The sequence below is a fragment of the Acidobacteriota bacterium genome, from assembly GCA_009838525.1.
GTDB lineage: Bacteria > Acidobacteriota > Vicinamibacteria > Vicinamibacterales > UBA8438 > VXRJ01.
This window is the reverse complement of sequence record VXRJ01000016.1, coordinates 116,649-131,574: the sequence shown is the minus strand read 5'-3', so window position 1 is coordinate 131,574 and position 14,926 is coordinate 116,649. Positions and strand designations below refer to the sequence as shown.

Genomic DNA, 14,926 nt, shown 5'->3' with positions numbered 1-14,926 from the left:
CCCTCAGGCGGAGAGGCGGTCGAACGCCTGCTCGATGTCGGCGATGAGGTCTTCGGCCGCTTCGATGCCGACCGAGAAGCGCACGAGGTCGTCGGGAACGGGGGAGCCGGGCCCTTCCGACATCCGGCGCTGCTCGGCGAGGCTCTCGACGCCGCCGAGCGACGTCGCGTTGTGGAACAGGCGGAACAACCGGACGACCCGCGCCGCGGCGGGCGCGCCGCCCGCCATCCGCATCGAGACCACCGATCCGAAGCCCCCGTCCATCTGGCGCGCCGCGATCGCATGCCCCGGGAAGTCGGGCAGGCCGGGATAGCGCACGTCCGCGACGGCCGGATGGCCGACGAAGTGCTCGGCGATCTGCTGTGCACTCCGCGCCGACTGCGTGACGCGCAGGACGACGGTCCGCATGCCGCGCAGCAGCAGCCAGCTCTCGAAGGGGCCGATGACGGCGCCGCGAAACGCCCGCTCGCGGCGGCACGCCCTCCAGAAGTCGTCTTCCTCGGCGGTGACGAGCGCTCCCGTCAGGACGTCGGAGTGGCCGTTGAGCTGTTTGGTCGCGGAGTGCATCACGAGGTCCGCGCCATGCTCGATGGGCCGCGTCAGGACCGGCGTCGGCACCGTGTTGTCCACGGCGAACCGGGCGCCGGCTTCGTGCGCGATCTCCGCGGCGGCCCGCAGGTCGGTGATGACGCCGCCGGGGTTGGCGGGAGTCTCGCCCCAGACGATGCGGGTCTCGCCGGGACGGAGCGCCGCGCGCAGCGCGTCCAGGTCGCCGTTCGGCACCAGCTCCAGCTCGAACCGCTTCCGTTCATGCTGCATCTCGAGCCAGCGGCGCAGCATCCAGTACATCTCGACCGGCGCGACGACGTGCGCGCCGATCTCCAGGGTCTCGAACGCGCTGATGGCGGCCGACACGCCGGAGCTGAACAGCATCGCGGCGCGCCCGCCCTCCAGGGTGGCGAGCAGCCGCTCCGGCGGTTCGTAGGTCGGGTTCTGATCGCGCGTGTAGATGCGTCCGGCGGTCGCCTTGCCTTCCGGCGTCCGCTGATACTGCACCGCCGTATGGATCGGCGGCACCAGTCCGCCGGTGGGCGGATCGACCCATCCGCCCGCCTGGGCGGCAACGGTGGAGGATTGCTGATTCGGAGGAAGTTCAGACATAGGAGCGGGAGTGTATACCGGGGGGAACGGGGCCGATCCGATGCCGGCCTGGAGGCCGGCGAACCAGCTCGGCGAAACTACGCGCGCGCGGGGCCGATGTCGACGGCGATGTCGCGCCACTTGCCCTGGTGGAAGCGGGCTACGCTCAGCGTGGCGCGGGCGACGTGACCGAGCACGATCGCCAGCCAGATGTCGGATGCGTCCAGGCCGGTGGTCGCCTGGAGGTAGGTGCAGAGGCCAATGGGAATGATCACCTGCGAGACGATCGAAATGTAGAGCGGGCTGCGCGTATCCCCGGTCCCCTGCAGTCCGCCGGTGTAGATGAGCGCGACGGTGACGAAGATGGCGGAGATGGAGAGGTACGCGAGCAGTTGGCGCCCCAGGTCGAACGCCGGCCCGCTGGTCATGCCGAAGACGGCGAGCAATGGACCGGGAAACGCCAGGAACGCCGCGCCGATCGCGGCTGCGCCCCCCACGCCGTAAGCGGCGGCGACCACCGCGGCGCGCGTGCTGCGCTCCGGCCGTCCGGCGCCGAGGTTCTGTCCCGCCACCGCCGCCGTGGCGGCCATCAGGCCGACCGACGTCCAGGTTATCAGGGCAAAGAGCTGCGTGTAGCCGACCGCGTACGCCGCCTGCGCCTCGGCGCTCTGGGCGAGCGACCCGACGAACCGGAGCAGGAGCAGGCCGGCGATGTTCATCACGATTCCCTGGAAGCCGGTCGGCAGGCCGAAGCGGAACAGCTCGCGGATGATCTGCCAGTCCGGCGCGAACGACATCCGCCAGGAGAAGTGGATGACCAGCCGGTCGGAGAAGAGCAGCCAGAGGAAGACGAGGGCGGTCGCGCCGGTCGCAATCGCGGTGCCCATCGCCGCCCCGGTGGTGCCGAACGCCGGAATCGGCCCCAGCCCGCCAATCAGAATGACGTTCAGGACGATGTTCAGCGCGGTCATCACCGCGCCGAGGCGGAGCGGCGTCCGGGCGTCGCCGGCGGAGCGGAGGGCGCCGCTCATCATGAAGAAGATGAGCATGCCGATGCTGAACACGAACATGATGCGGAGGTAGGTCAGCGCTTCGGACTGCACCTCGGGCGCGGCGTTCACCAGGGCGAGCAGGGCCGGGGCCGCGACGTAGCCGATGGGCGCGAGGATCAGCAGCGACATCGCGACCGCCGTCAGGAACGCCTGATAGACGACGCGGTTCACCTTGTCGTGATCGTTGGCGCCGGCGAAGCGGGCGACCAGCACGCCCATTCCGCTGAAGACGGACGCCACGAAGACGATGACGAGGATGAATATCTGCGTGCTGACGCCTATCGCCGCGTTGCCGATATGGCCGACGACGTTCCCGACCATCGCCTGATCGATGATCCCCTGCATCCCACCGATGATGTTCTGCAGCATGGTGGGCCACGCGATGCGCCAGACGGCCCGCCGAATGGGCCCCTCGACGATCGCGCGATCGAAGGTTCGCTTAGGTCGGCCCGTGTCGCTGTCGCTCATCGCCAGGAGGGAGGTCCTGCGGGCCGCAGTAAGATGAAGGTCCTACCGTGCCGGTCGAAACTCCGCCACTGTATCAGATCGCCTCGCGCCTTCAGGACACGGGCCGGGCCCCGCTGACGGGGCTGGACGCGCACGCCCTGCTGGCGCCGAAGCCCATACGGCACGGCTGGCGGCCGGGCGAGATCCCGAGCGACGCCAGGGCCGCCGCCGCGCTCATGCTTCTGTATCTTCAGGACGACGCGCCGCACGTTCTGTTGACCGTCCGCGACGGAGGGCTCTCGCGGCACGCGGGGCAGGTGTCGTTCCCGGGCGGCCTGGTGGACCCCGACGAGACGGTGCGCGACGCGGCGCTGCGCGAGACGTTCGAGGAGACGGGCATCGCGAGCGCGGGCATCGAGCTCGTGGGCGAGCTGACCCCCATCTACATCAACGTGAGCGGCTACGTGCTCCACCCGGTCGTGGGCGTGGCCGATCGCGCGCCCGCCATGTCCCGCGCCGCGGCGGAAGTGGCGCGGCTGCTGCCGGTGGCGTTCGACGAGATTGCCGATCCCGCCAATCTCCGGCTCGGCGTCCGCTGGCGGGGCGACCGCTGGTTCGACGTGCCGTACTTCGCCCTGCGCAACGAGCGCGTCTGGGGGGCGACGGCGATGGTGCTGGGCGAGGTGCTGGCCCTGCTCGGCCTCGGGCCGCGCGACCCGTGGTAAGCGCGGGGCGGCGGCCGGCGTTGCGCCTTGTCAGCCGGCCGCCTCGCCGCTCTCGGTGCGGCGCAGGGTCGCGCCACGGTCTCCTGGTCCGCGCAGATCGGCACGAAACTGCACACATCGTCCGATAAGAGAAACCGAAGGAAGAGGGCTGCATCCGATGACTCAAATTGACCTTCTCGCCGGCCAGCGAGGCGGCGACGACGTTGTCACCCTCGACGCCGCGGCGGAGTCGCGCTACCTCAACTACGCGCTGTCGGTCATCACCTCGCGGGCCCTCCCCGACGTGCGGGACGGGCTGAAGCCGGTCCAGCGCCGCATCCTCTACACGATGTGGCAGCAGCGGCTCCGCGCCGATGCGAAGCCCCGCAAGTGCGCGAAGGTGGTGGGCGACGTGATGGGGTCGTACCACCCCCACGGCGATACCGCGATCTACGACACGCTGGTCCGGATGGCGCAGCCGTTCACGCTGCGCGCGCCGCTCATCGACGGATCCGGCAACTTCGGCTCGCTGGACGGCGACGGCGCCGCGGCGATGCGCTATACGGAATGCCGGCTCGCCCCGATCAGCGCCGAGCTGCTGGCGGAAATCGACCAGGAAACGGTCCCGTTCCAGCCGAACTACGACGGCACGAAGCAGGAACCCGTCGTGCTGCCGGCGCGGATGCCGAACCTGCTGGTGAACGGCGCCACCGGGATCGCGGTCGGTATGGCGACCAACATCCCGCCCCACAACCTGGGCGAAGTCTCGACGGCGCTGGTAAACCTCGTTGACAACCTCGATCTGACCAGCGCCGAGCTGGCCCGCTGGGTCAAGGGGCCCGACTTCCCGACCGGCGGCACGCTGGTGAACACGGCGGACGAGCTGCGGCAGATCTACGCGACGGGCGGCGGCACCCTGCGGATCCGGTCGACATGGAAGCCGGGCAAGGCGCACCGCGGCTCGAAGACCGTCCACATCACGTCGGTGCCGTACGGCGTCAACAAGGCGCAACTGGTGGAGCGCATCGCCGAGGTCGTGATCGGCCGAAAGCTGCCGCACCTGCTCGACGTGAAGGACGTCTCGGCCGACGACGTCCGGATCGAGCTGGAGCTGAAGCGGGAGGCCGACGAGCGGAAGGTGATGGCGTACCTCTTCCGCCACACGCCGCTGCAGTCCACCTTCCCGGTCAACCTCACCTGTCTCGTGCCGACGGAGCATGCGGGCGTCGGGCGCCCGGAGCGGCTCGACCTGAAGGCCGTGCTCATGCACTTCCTCAGCTTCCGCCTGGAAGTGGTGACGCGGCGCCTGGAGCACGAACTGGCTGCCCTCACGAAGCGGATTCACCTGCTGGAGGGCTTCACGCTGGTCTTCGACGCGCTGGACGAGATCATCGCGCTGATCCGGCGTTCGGAGGGGAAGGCGGACGCGGCGAAACGCATCATGGACCAGTTCCCGCTGGATGCCGAGCAGACCGACGCGATCCTCGAATTGAAGATCTACCGGCTGGCCCGCCTCGAGATCCTGGTGATCCGGCAGGAACTGAAGGAGAAGCGCGAGCGCGCCCACACGATCACCCAGCAGCTCCGCGACGAGGACAGCCGCTGGGCGATCGTCCGCGAAGAACTCGTCGAGGTCCAGGAGACCTATGGTGGCCCGAAGCGGAATCCGCGCCTGACCCGGATCGAGCGGCCGGACGCGGACGAGGCGACATACAGCGCGGACGACCTGATCGTCGACGAGAACGCGGTGGTCCTGATCTCGCGCGACGGCTGGGTGAAGCGGCAGCGCGAGGTCAAGGACCCCTCGACGACGCGGCTGCGCGAGGGAGACGAGCTGCTGGCTGCCGTCGCCGGCAGCACGCGCGCCGTGATGGTCTGCTTCACCAACTTCGGGACTGCCTACTCTTGCCGCCTGATCGACGTGCCGGCGACGACCGGTTACGGCGAGCCGATTCAGCGCCTCTTCAAGCTGAAGGACGGCGAACGGGTGGTCTCGGTGCTCAGCCTGGATCCGCGCCTCACCCCTGGGATTGCGGACGCGCCGGACGGGCCGGACACGCCGGAGACGCCCGAGCCGCGGACGCATGCGGTGGCTGTCACCACCGACGGCTATAGCCTCCGGTTCAGCCTCGCGCCGTTGGCCGAGCCGAGCACGCGGGCGGGACGGAAGTTCGCGCGGCCGGCGGGGAAGAGCGAAATCCTGGGGGTCGTCTCGATGAACGGCGACGAAGTGCTGATTGCCGCCACCCGCCAGGGACGCGCCATCCTCTGCCAGGCGCGCGAGGTCAACTTCCTGTCGGGCCCCGGCAAGGGGGTGCGGTTGATCAAGCTGGGGAACGAGGATCAGGTGATCGGATTCGTCGCGTCGTCCGGCGCCCGTGACTTCCTGAGGGTCGAAACGAACCAGGGCGGCACGCAAAACATCAGCACGGCGAAGTACGAGGTTGTGAGCCGGGGCGGCAAGGGACGCGAGCTGAAACAGCGGGGCTTCAGACGGATCGTGCCGCGGCCGGTCACGGTGCCGGCCTTGAACGGAAGCTGACGGTACGCATGGTAAGCTTCGGATCCCCCCTTCGGACGGACAGGACCGTGGCGCAGTCATATACGGCGAAGGACATCACCGTTCTCGAAGGCCTCGCGCCGGTTCGCAAGCGGCCCGGCATGTACATCGGCGGCGTCGGAGCCGCTGGCCTGCACCACCTGGCCTGGGAGATCTTCGACAACGCGGTGGACGAGGCCATGAACGGCCACGCCACCCGGGTCCGGCTGACGCTGCATGCCAAGGGCTCGGCGATCACGGTGTCGGACGATGGTCGCGGCATCCCGGTCGATCAGCACAAGGGCAGCCGCAAAAGCGCGCTCGAGGTGATCTTCACGACGCTGCACGCCGGCGGGAAGTTCGGCAACGGGTCGTACCGGGCCGCCGGCGGCCTGCACGGCGTCGGGGCCAGCGTCGTCAATGCCCTGTCGGAAGAGCTGGTGGCGGAGTCGAAGCGTGATGGCGCGCTCTGGCGGCAGACCTTCCGGCGCGGCAAGCCGACCGGGCCGCTCGCCAGGGTAAAGGCGGCGCGCGGATCCGGCACGACGGTCCGGTTCCGGCCCGACCCGCGCATCTTTCCGAAGACGGCGTTCGACGAGGCGCTGCTCCGGGAACGCATCGAGATTGCGAGCTACATCCATGGCGGCGTCGAGTTCATCTTCGAGAACGAGGCGCGCGGGACCGAGGAGACGTTCCGCCACGAGAACGGGCTGCCCGACTATCTCGCCCGCATCGTCAAGGAGATGGACGCCGCGCCGGTGCACGACGCCGCGTTCGTCCTCCAGCGCGACCATACCGAGAGCGGGACGCGCATCGAGGTGGCGCTACGCTGGACCGAGGCGACCGACGAGCGGTTCCGCAGCTACGTCAACGGCATCCCGACCGGCTCCGGCGGCACCCACGAGACCGGGCTGCGCGCGGGACTCGGGAAGGCGGTCCGGAACTTCATCGAGACGCACAACCTCACGCCGAAGGGCGTGACGCTGACCGCGGACGACATCCGCGAAGGGCTCGCCGGCGTGCTCAGCGTCTTCCTGCTGGACCCGCAGTTCCAGGGGCAGACCAAGGACCGGCTGAATAACCCCGAGCTGGCCCAGATTGTCGACGGCGCCATCCGTCCGGCGCTGGAGCACTGGCTGAACCACAACATCAGCTCGGCCGAGGCCATCGTCGCGCGGATCATCCTGGCCGCGCGGGCGCGCCAGGCGAGCCGCGCCGCGCAGCAGGCGGTCTCGCGCAAGAGCGCCACCACCAACCGGTTGAACCTGCCGGGCAAGTTGAGCGATTGCACGGGCAGCGCGCGGGGCGGGAGCGAACTCTTCATCGTGGAGGGGGATTCAGCCGGCGGCTCCGCGAAGCAGGGCCGCGACCGGACGCGGCAGGCGATCCTTCCGCTGCGCGGCAAGGTGCTGAACGTCGAGAGCGCCAGCGCTTCGAAGGTGTTCGAGAACAAGGAGCTGTCCGACGTCGTCACCGCCCTCGGCTGCGGCATCGGCAAGACGTTCGACATCAACCGGCTGCGCTACGACCGCATCATCATCCTGGCCGACGCCGACTCCGACGGGAATCACATCGCGACGCTGCTGCTCACCTTCTTCTACCGCTTCCTGCCCCAACTGATCGCGCACGGCAAGATCTTCCTCGCCCAGCCGCCGCTCTACCGCGTCGACATCGGCAAGGAGACCCACTGGGCGCTCGACGACGCCCACCGCGACGCTATCGTCAACGCCCGCACCAACGGCCGGGGAAACCCCGAGATCACGCGCTTCAAGGGGCTCGGCGAGATGATGCCGAAGGTGCTGTGGGAGACCACGCTCAACCCCGAGACCCGCCGCCTGCTGCGCGTCGCCGTCGACGACCAGCACCGCACCGACCGGGTGATCGCCAACCTCATGGGCAAGGACCCCTCGGCGCGCTTCCGCTTCATCATGGACCGGGCCGACGAGGCCCTCGACCTCGACGTGTAGCGAGGTACTGGTCCGCCGGCCTCCAGGCCGGCAACGTACTGGTGCGCCGACGAGCAGGCCTCGATCAAGCGTGCAGCGCCCTCATGCGATGTTCCGCAGCCGTCCGGTCGCGCCGCGCCTGCGCAAGCTCGTAGCTCGCTTGCATTCGCATCCAGTGATCGGCGGTGCCCCAGCCGATGTCTTCCAGCGCCAGCGCCATGTTCGCCGACACGCCCGCCTTGCCGTTCAGCAGGCGCGATAGCGTTCCTCGCTCGCAGCCGAGCCGCATCGCCGTCTCGGTCACGTTCCAGCCCACGTCGTCCATGCTCTCGCGGATCAGTTTGCCCAGGTGCGGCGGATTCAGCATCGGGCCGACGCGATTGCTTGCTGTGTCGTTCATGTCAGCACCCCTCTTCGGTCAGTGATAGTCGCGCGCTGCAGTACGGTCCACCGGGTGCCGTTCAACACGTTCAGCGTCTCGGCGTCCGCATCGCTGTAGCGGGCGTCAGAAGTGGTACTTGAGGCTGACGGTCACGGCCTGGTACCCAATGCCACCGAACTCCATGGTGGCGTCGAACGGAGTGACCCCGTCGGCCTGCACCGGCGCGTGGCTCCGAACGAGGTTCCAGGGCGTGTCGTGGTGCACGTCGTCGAACCTGGTCTGGCGCACTGTCACCCCGACTGACGTTCGCTGGCTGAGCGCATAGTCGACGCCGGCCAGCAACTGGTACCCGAAGACGGTCATGGTGGCCCTCGTGTCCATGATGCTGGCAGTGCCCGCGGCGGCGCGTTTGGCGACCTCCGGCCAGTCCGGCTCGAATTCGACCTGCAGGTACTCCGCTGCCGGCTTGCGAACGAGCTGCGCGTAGTAGCTCAGCCCGGTCGCGGCCCAGCCGACGCCGGCGCCGACGTACGGCGTCCAGTTCGATGCGTTCCGAAAGTCGTAGTAGGCGTTGGCGAAGAACTGGTGCGCCGCGTAGTCTCCAATCCATTCGTACGGCGGCTCATCGTTGCTCCATTCGGACGCCTTTCCCTGGAGTGCGGGATTGTCGGCGCCGCCGACTGGCGAGGTGGCGTCACCCAGGTACCGGTGGAAGTACTCCATCTCGATCCGCACCCCGCCCGCCCTGTACCCCGCCATGAAGCCCCCCGCGAGACCGCGGGAGTGGTCGAACTCGTTGGAGAAGATCACCGCCGGCGTGCGGTCGAGGCACGCCGCATCGTCGACGGGTGGAGTCACCGAGCTCGGATACAGGAGCACATCGCAGCGGGTCGGGTGGTTGACGCCGCTAAGTGACGAGCTGACGGCGGTGGAGTTCACGACGCCAAGCTGCAGGCCAGCGTAGAAACCCTGCCGATCGCTCTGCGCGCTCGCGCCATCCGGTGCGGCAAACGGCAACGCAAGAATGGCGGCAACCACGACGCTGCGCGAAGGGCAGCGGGAAATGTCTCGAATGAGCATGCGCGTGAGATTAGCCGGAAAGCGGGTCACGAATACCGAGTCGCACTCATTGCCGCGTTCCGCCGCGCCGGTCTCGGGAGTCAAGCGAGACGCATACGTGGCGCCCGAGGGCTGACAAGGCTTGGTCGATGCGTTTCATGCTGGATGCTCGGCCGGGGTCGAGAAGGCGTCGAACCTGAAGATGCTGCCCCTTGAGCACCCGAGCCAAGTCGCTCATGCTCATGCCTTCTTCCTTCATCGCGACATAAAGCGCCCCCTTGACCGCGACGTGAACTGGGACCACAACACGTACTTGTTCTGGCTCCGGGGGACTCGGTGCGGGAATGTCAGCGCGGTCCACGATGCGTGCGCCGATGGTTTCCGCAAGACAATCGGCGGCCATCGCAAGGGCATCGTCTCGATCCTCGCCCTGCGTGATTGCATCCGGCAAGTCCGGGAAGGTCACCGTGTAGTGACCGTCGAGTTCGCGTTCAAGACGGGCCGGGTAAGCGAAGTCCATGTCAGGTCAAGCAATGACATCATTGCTAGGCGCCACGACCGTATGGTACATATCCGTATCACGTCAAGCGGTGGGAGGAAACGCGTGGAGCAGCGGCGATGAATGCACTGGACCGGTTGGCGGCGTGCGCGGGGCGCTGGAAAGGTCCGAACCGCCTGCACGATCCGCACACCGGCAGACCCGAGGACACCGAGTCAACGCTGGTGCTGGCCACGCTGCTGGGTGGCAAGTTCATCCGCGTGGACTACACCTGGAGCTATCAGGGCGCCGCGCAGGAGGGTTCGATACTGATCGGATACGACTCCGAACGGGGGAAGGCGACGGCGCACTGGATCGACTCCTGGCACATGTCGGACTGCGTGATGGCGTGCGAGGGGGCCGTCGAAGACGACGGATCCGTCGCGGTGCGAGGCAGCTACGCGGCGCCGCCCGGTCCGGACTGGGGATGGCGGATCGTGCTGCGGCTGGCCGACGGCCCGGGATTGCACCTCGTCATGTACAACGTGACACCCGATGGCCAGGAGGCCTTGGCCGTAGAGGCGACTTTCGCGCGTGCAGCCCCGGAGCATTCCAGCCCGGCCGCGCTGCCCACGCCAGGGCCCACGCTTTGAAGGGGCGCTATGGGAGGTGCACGGTGCCGCGCAGCGTGAGTGCGTGGACCTTCATGGCGGCGACGTGTTCCCTGCGTTCCGCCTCGAGGTTCACGGATACGGCCCGTCCCACCGCAAGGCGGGCTCCCAGCCGGTAGTCCTGCGCCGCCTCGTGGACCAGGCTGACGCCGCCGTAGAGCGAGAGCACGCCTTCCTTTTCGAACGGCGGCGTGAAGCCGTACTCGAACTGCGCTTCCAGACGCGCGCCCGGCGTGTCGTAGAGCAGCGGGTCGGTAGCCCCGCGTTCCCACAGACGCCGCACGCCGCTTGCGGTCTCACCCCAGGACGGTATCAGGCTCACCGACGGGCCGAGGCCACCGCTCCCGGGTGCGAAACGGACCAGCGCGCCAAAGCCCCATTCCCGGAGCGTGCCCCTGCGCGCGGTGAGCCAGCGGCCGTAGCTTTCCGCGCTCAGGCCAGCCTCGCGATTCAGGTAGCGGAGTCCGCCGCCCAGTTCCAGCCCGGCGCCGGTCTCCCCGTCGCCCCCGTCATGGCGCAGGCCCAGCTCCCCCCAGGGAGTCAGTGACACGCCGGAGGCGTACACGTGCTCGCGATTGACTTCGGTGCCCAGCCGCAGCCGCCGCATGTTCATCGTTGCCAGGTCGAACGTCGCGGGGTCGCGGGCGACGTCCATCTGCGCCAATGCCCATTCGCTCTTCAACCTCAACGTCGTCGCCCCGCGCGACAGTATGCGGCCGTTCACGCCCATCATCCCCGAGTCCAGCGTGGTTGGGCTCGCATGGACCTCTCCCGCCTGCTCGTCCACGATCAGGAGCCGCCCCCAGGCGTGGCCGGCCGTTCCCCACACGTCCAGATCCGGTGAGACGGACCAGGCCAGGTAGGGATGGAGACCGGTCAGCTTCATCTCGTAGCTGGCGGCGCCCTCCCGGCTCCGGCCAGCGCCGTGGTAGTCGAACGAGCCCCGCGACCGGGACACGGAGACGCCGGCCAGAAGGTCGGGGCTGATCCGCGCGTCGGCCCCCGCCTGCCAGCTCGACACGTCGCCGTTCCAGTTGACGCTCCCGGGGCCGCTGCCACCGCTCAGGTTCTGGTAGTCGGCGCACCCCCACGCCGCGAAACGTCCGCCACTGTCCTCTTCCTGCGATTGCGTCAGGAACAGCGAGCCGTCGAACGCCTGCTCCAGTGTCGGTTGGCGCGTCCCCGTCGCGTCGCGCCGGCCCGGACGCTGCTCGGCAAGGAACGACAGGTCGGGCCACGGCGCCACCGATCCGCGCCGGGGAGGGGGACGTCGCCCAACCTCCTCATCGATGCGACACCTGACCGCGGAGAAGGCCAACGCCCGCCCCATCTCCGGCAGGATGACCTGGCTGACCAGTTCGGTGCGCCGCGCCGGGTCGTCGCTGATGGCGCCCGTCCCCGAGGCGTCCGCGATCGTCGCACCCGACGGCGAATTCAGCTCCACCGTGAACTCTTCGGCGCTCTCCAGCAGATCGTCGACCACTGTCGTCACGACGACCGCGCGGGTCGTTTCCCCCGGCTCGAAGCGGAGCATCCCCGACGCGGCGGTGTAGTCCGCGCCCGCCGCGGCCGTGCCGTCCACCGTCGCGTACGACACCGAGACCGCAGCCTCACTCGTCTTGCTCAGTCGTACCGTGAACTCCGCCGGCTCGCCCTCGGTCACCGGCGCGGCATCGTCGATCGACAGGGTAGGCGGCTCGTTGTCGATGATCGTCCCCACGCCGGTCCCGCCCGCAATCGTCGCGCCCGAGGCCGCGCTCAGGGCCAACGTGAACGTCTCATCCACCTCCGACTCGTCGTCGTCGAGCGTCGTGACCGTGATCGTCTGCGACGTTTCCCCCGGTTCGAAGCGGAGCATCCCCGACGCGGCGGTGTAGTCCGCGCCGGCCGCAGCCGTGTCGTCCATCGTCGCGTACGACACCGAGACCGCGGCCCCGTTCGTTCTGTTCAGCCGTACGGCGAACTCCGCCGGCTCACCTTCGGTCACCGGCGCGGCATCGTCGATCGACAGCGTCGGTGGCTCGTTGTCGGTGATCGTCCCCATGCCGGTCCCGCCCGCAATCGTCGCGCCCGAGGCGGCGCTGAGCGTCAACGTGAACGTCTCATCCGCCTCCGGATCGCCATCGTCGAGCGTCGTCACCGTGATGGTCTGCGACGTCTCTCCCGGTTCGAAGCGCAGCGTCCCCGACGTAGCGGTGTAGTCCCAGCCGGCCGCGGCCGTGCCGTCCACTGTCGTGTACGTCAACGAGACCGCCGCCCCGTTCGTTCTGCTCAGCCGTACGGTGAACTCCGCCGGCTCGCCTTCGGTCACCGGCGCGGCATCGTCGATCGACAGCGTGGGCGGCTCGTTGTCGGCGATCGTCCCCACGCCGGTCCCGTCCGCAATTGTCGCGCCCGAGGCGGCGCTCAGCGTCAACGTGAACGTCTCATCCACCTCTGAGTCGCTATCGTCGAGCGTCGTCACCGTGATCGTCTGCGACGTCTCTCCCGGTTCGAAGCGCAGCGTCCCCGACGTAGCGGCGTAGTCCGAGCCGGCCGCGGCGGTGCCGTCCACCGTCGCGTACGACACCGTCACCGCCGTCCCGCTCGGTGCGCTCAGTCGTACGGTGAACTCCGCCGGCTGGCCTTCGGTCACGGGTGCGGCATCGTCGATCGACAGCGTCGGCGGTTCAGGGTGGGAGTCCGTTGTCTCGGTCAACTTCACCACGTAGGTGTCGCCGGCGGACCAGCTCAAGCCCGTGTTGAACCAATGAAATCTGGCGTCCGGATAATTGTCCTTGTCCACCCGGCCCAGGTCGAAGGTGTCTCTGCCGATGTGCAAGACCAGCGAGGTCAGAACGCCAGGACTGGTGCCGGGTCGAATGAAGTCCAACAGGAGCTTCGAATCTGTCGACGATAGCGTCAAGTCCGACAACCGCCAGTCATCACCGGCATACCGGAAATCCCGGTCGGTGAGGTTGTCGTTATCGAACTCATCCGCATAGTAGGACCAACCGAGAAGGGCCGGGTCCGTAGTCGAGGATCCGACGGTCAGAGTCGCCGTCCAGATGTCGGTGGTGGTTTGCGCAAACGCGGCGCCTCCGCTGCCGAGCACCGCGACGCACAGCGCGGCGCAGAGGACTCCGGCGGACGCCAGAGAACCCGCCGGTGCGTCCCGCTGCCGGCGACAGGGTCGCGCCGCCGGCAACCGTTCGTGTTCATGCCCCGATACAGGAGCATCAGTACGCCTCTGCAAGTGGGAGAATCAACCGAGACCGAACAATGCGAGAGAATCGCGCGGGAAGTATCGCACCGCATCGACAATGCCGTCACGGTGGTAGTAGAAGGAAAAACCGGTAGCGGGCTGGCAACTAGGGCCCGCCGCAGTGCGTCGAGATGAAGGCTCGCGCCTCGTAGACGGTCGTCTCCAATGGCGTCAGTCCCAGAAGCGCGCCTGCCGCGGCGCCGACGCCTCCGAACCACGGAGTGGTGAACGCCACCGTGTCAGCGCCGCGCTCGTCGACAAGCATGCCCAGGACGGCGCCGGCCGCGCTGCCCACGCCCAGACCCCACATGCTGAACTCGCCGGCGCGGGTGGCGACCAGCCGCACGCGCTTCACGCCCGCCCGCTGCAGCACGGTCGACCGCGTCCCGTCGATCACGGTCAGCGTCTCGGCGTCCGCATCGCGGTAGCGGGCCCGCATCCACCCGCCCGTGTCCAGTTCGACGCGGATGCGGGAACCCGGAGTCAGCACCAGCACGCGTTCCCAGCGGGTCAGGTCGGGGGCGTTGTCGGGAGCGGGTTGCGGCAGTGTCGCCGGCCGCAGCGTCGCGCAGCCGGTCAGCGTCGTGATCAGTGCCAGCAGGACGGCAATGCGTATCGGAATGCGTGCAGGTCTCATGGTTCTGCTCTCCTGTCGGGCGGCGCTCTCAGAACGAGACGCCAAGGGCGACGGTTCCCTGAACGAGCGGAAGGACACCGAAACGGAGCTCGGGATTCACGAAGACGTGGTCGCTGACGTAGGCGCGGAGGCCGATGCCCCCGGTGAAATGGAAGCGGTGTTGCACGTCCCATTCGAAGGCGTCCGTCGGGATGTAGTCGCCGAGGGCCTCGTCGTAGACGTAACCGACCGGATAGCGCGTGCGGTATTGCGTGGGGCCGGCGCCGACCATCCAGTAGGGGTTGAACCGCCGGCCCGGGAGCAGTTCGTACTCGACGAGGGCACGCGCGAGCAGCGCGCGGCTCTGGTAGTCGTTGTAGGGGCCGAACTGGTTTACCTTCTGGACTTCGCCGCCGACACGAAGGTGATCCGTGACCGGGACGGTGGCCGAGAGACCGCCGACCAGGCCGTGAGGTGGCGTGTCGTCCAGGCCGTAGTTGTAGCCCCACGCGACCCGGACGTCGGCGGTCCGGGCTTGACCGTTGGCCGGCCACGGGGCGAGGACGGCAAGCGCCAGGGTGGCGGCGACGGCAGACAGGGCGATCGGTGAGCTCCGCATCGGTGTTTCCTCCCTCTGTCTGGTGGTGC

The 14,926-nt window shown here is 68.5% G+C and carries 11 protein-coding genes and 1 pseudogene; 4 read left to right on the top strand and 8 right to left on the bottom strand.

Annotated features, from left to right (window positions below; all coding sequences use genetic code 11):
- Positions 1 to 3: 3 nt before the first annotated feature.
- Both F4Y45_05405 and F4Y45_05400 read right to left on the bottom strand, forming a co-directional pair.
- Positions 4 to 1,161, bottom strand: coding sequence for a cystathionine gamma-synthase (locus F4Y45_05405; protein ID MXY23942.1), 1,158 nt, complete (start codon positions 1,159 to 1,161; stop codon positions 4 to 6).
- 77 nt (positions 1,162 to 1,238) lie between these two features.
- Positions 1,239 to 2,660 (bottom strand): MATE family efflux transporter, encoded by a 1,422-nt coding sequence (locus tag F4Y45_05400; GenBank protein ID MXY23941.1) that lies wholly within the window; start codon positions 2,658 to 2,660, stop codon positions 1,239 to 1,241.
- Positions 2,661 to 2,707: 47 nt separating this feature from the next.
- Between F4Y45_05400 and F4Y45_05395 the strand changes: the two genes are divergently transcribed.
- The 3 genes and pseudogenes from F4Y45_05395 to F4Y45_05385 all read left to right on the top strand — a co-directional run bounded on the left by F4Y45_05395 (position 2,708) and on the right by F4Y45_05385 (position 7,849).
- Positions 2,708 to 3,364 carry a CoA pyrophosphatase gene (locus F4Y45_05395; protein ID MXY23940.1) on the top strand — a complete coding sequence of 219 codons (657 nt, stop codon included), beginning with the start codon at positions 2,708 to 2,710 and terminating at the stop codon, positions 3,362 to 3,364.
- 96 nt (positions 3,365 to 3,460) lie between these two features.
- Positions 3,461 to 5,885, top strand: a pseudogene (locus F4Y45_05390) (DNA topoisomerase 4 subunit A).
- Between the two features lie 8 nt (positions 5,886 to 5,893).
- Positions 5,894 to 7,849, top strand: a complete 1,956-nt coding sequence (locus F4Y45_05385; GenBank protein ID MXY23939.1) for a type IIA DNA topoisomerase subunit B — start codon at positions 5,894 to 5,896, stop codon at positions 7,847 to 7,849.
- A 64-nt stretch (positions 7,850 to 7,913) separates the two neighbouring features.
- Here the strand turns inward: F4Y45_05385 and F4Y45_05380 are convergent, their stop codons facing one another.
- From F4Y45_05380 to F4Y45_05370, 3 genes are all read right to left on the bottom strand, one after another.
- Positions 7,914 to 8,195: a HigA family addiction module antidote protein gene (locus tag F4Y45_05380; GenBank protein ID MXY23938.1), complete on the bottom strand. Its 282-nt coding sequence runs from the start codon at positions 8,193 to 8,195 to the stop codon at positions 7,914 to 7,916.
- 138 nt (positions 8,196 to 8,333) lie between these two features.
- Positions 8,334 to 9,290 carry a porin family protein gene (locus F4Y45_05375; protein ID MXY23937.1) on the bottom strand — a complete coding sequence of 319 codons (957 nt, stop codon included), beginning with the start codon at positions 9,288 to 9,290 and terminating at the stop codon, positions 8,334 to 8,336.
- 46 nt (positions 9,291 to 9,336) lie between these two features.
- A complete protein-coding gene (locus F4Y45_05370; protein ID MXY23936.1) occupies positions 9,337 to 9,789 on the bottom strand; it encodes a type II toxin-antitoxin system HicB family antitoxin in 453 nt (150 codons plus the stop codon).
- 98 nt (positions 9,790 to 9,887) lie between these two features.
- On the opposite strand from F4Y45_05370, the gene F4Y45_05365 reads away from it, so the two are divergent.
- Positions 9,888 to 10,400: a DUF1579 domain-containing protein gene (locus tag F4Y45_05365; protein ID MXY23935.1), complete on the top strand. Its 513-nt coding sequence runs from the start codon at positions 9,888 to 9,890 to the stop codon at positions 10,398 to 10,400.
- Positions 10,401 to 10,407: 7 nt separating this feature from the next.
- Here F4Y45_05365 and F4Y45_05360 read toward each other — a convergent pair whose 3' ends face one another.
- The 3 genes from F4Y45_05360 to F4Y45_05350 all read right to left on the bottom strand — a co-directional run bounded on the left by F4Y45_05360 (position 10,408) and on the right by F4Y45_05350 (position 14,897).
- Positions 10,408 to 13,653, bottom strand: coding sequence for an autotransporter domain-containing protein (locus F4Y45_05360; GenBank protein ID MXY23934.1), 3,246 nt, complete (start codon positions 13,651 to 13,653; stop codon positions 10,408 to 10,410).
- Positions 13,654 to 13,768: 115 nt separating this feature from the next.
- Positions 13,769 to 14,299, bottom strand: coding sequence for a hypothetical protein (locus F4Y45_05355; protein MXY23933.1), 531 nt, complete (start codon positions 14,297 to 14,299; stop codon positions 13,769 to 13,771).
- A 28-nt stretch (positions 14,300 to 14,327) separates the two neighbouring features.
- Positions 14,328 to 14,897 carry a porin family protein gene (locus F4Y45_05350; GenBank protein ID MXY23932.1) on the bottom strand — a complete coding sequence of 190 codons (570 nt, stop codon included), beginning with the start codon at positions 14,895 to 14,897 and terminating at the stop codon, positions 14,328 to 14,330.
- Between the last annotated feature and the right edge of the window lie 29 nt (positions 14,898 to 14,926).

Bases quoted from the DNA above. Each gene is read 5' to 3' on its own strand.
- F4Y45_05355 (MXY23933.1), bottom strand. From the start codon at position 14,299: ATGAGACCTGCACGCATTCCGATACGCATTGCCGTCCTGCTGGCACTG.
- F4Y45_05350 (MXY23932.1), bottom strand. From the start codon at position 14,897: ATGCGGAGCTCACCGATCGCCCTGTCTGCCGTCGCCGCCACCCTGGCG.
- F4Y45_05370 (MXY23936.1), bottom strand. From the start codon at position 9,789: ATGGACTTCGCTTACCCGGCCCGTCTTGAACGCGAACTCGACGGTCAC.
- F4Y45_05380 (MXY23938.1), bottom strand. From the start codon at position 8,195: ATGCTGAATCCGCCGCACCTGGGCAAACTGATCCGCGAGAGCATGGAC.
- F4Y45_05365 (MXY23935.1), top strand. From the start codon at position 9,888: ATGAATGCACTGGACCGGTTGGCGGCGTGCGCGGGGCGCTGGAAAGGT.
- F4Y45_05385 (MXY23939.1), top strand. From the start codon at position 5,894: ATGGTAAGCTTCGGATCCCCCCTTCGGACGGACAGGACCGTGGCGCAG.
- F4Y45_05375 (MXY23937.1), bottom strand. From the start codon at position 9,290: ATGCTCATTCGAGACATTTCCCGCTGCCCTTCGCGCAGCGTCGTGGTT.
- F4Y45_05400 (MXY23941.1), bottom strand. From the start codon at position 2,660: ATGAGCGACAGCGACACGGGCCGACCTAAGCGAACCTTCGATCGCGCG.
- F4Y45_05405 (MXY23942.1), bottom strand. From the start codon at position 1,161: ATGTCTGAACTTCCTCCGAATCAGCAATCCTCCACCGTTGCCGCCCAG.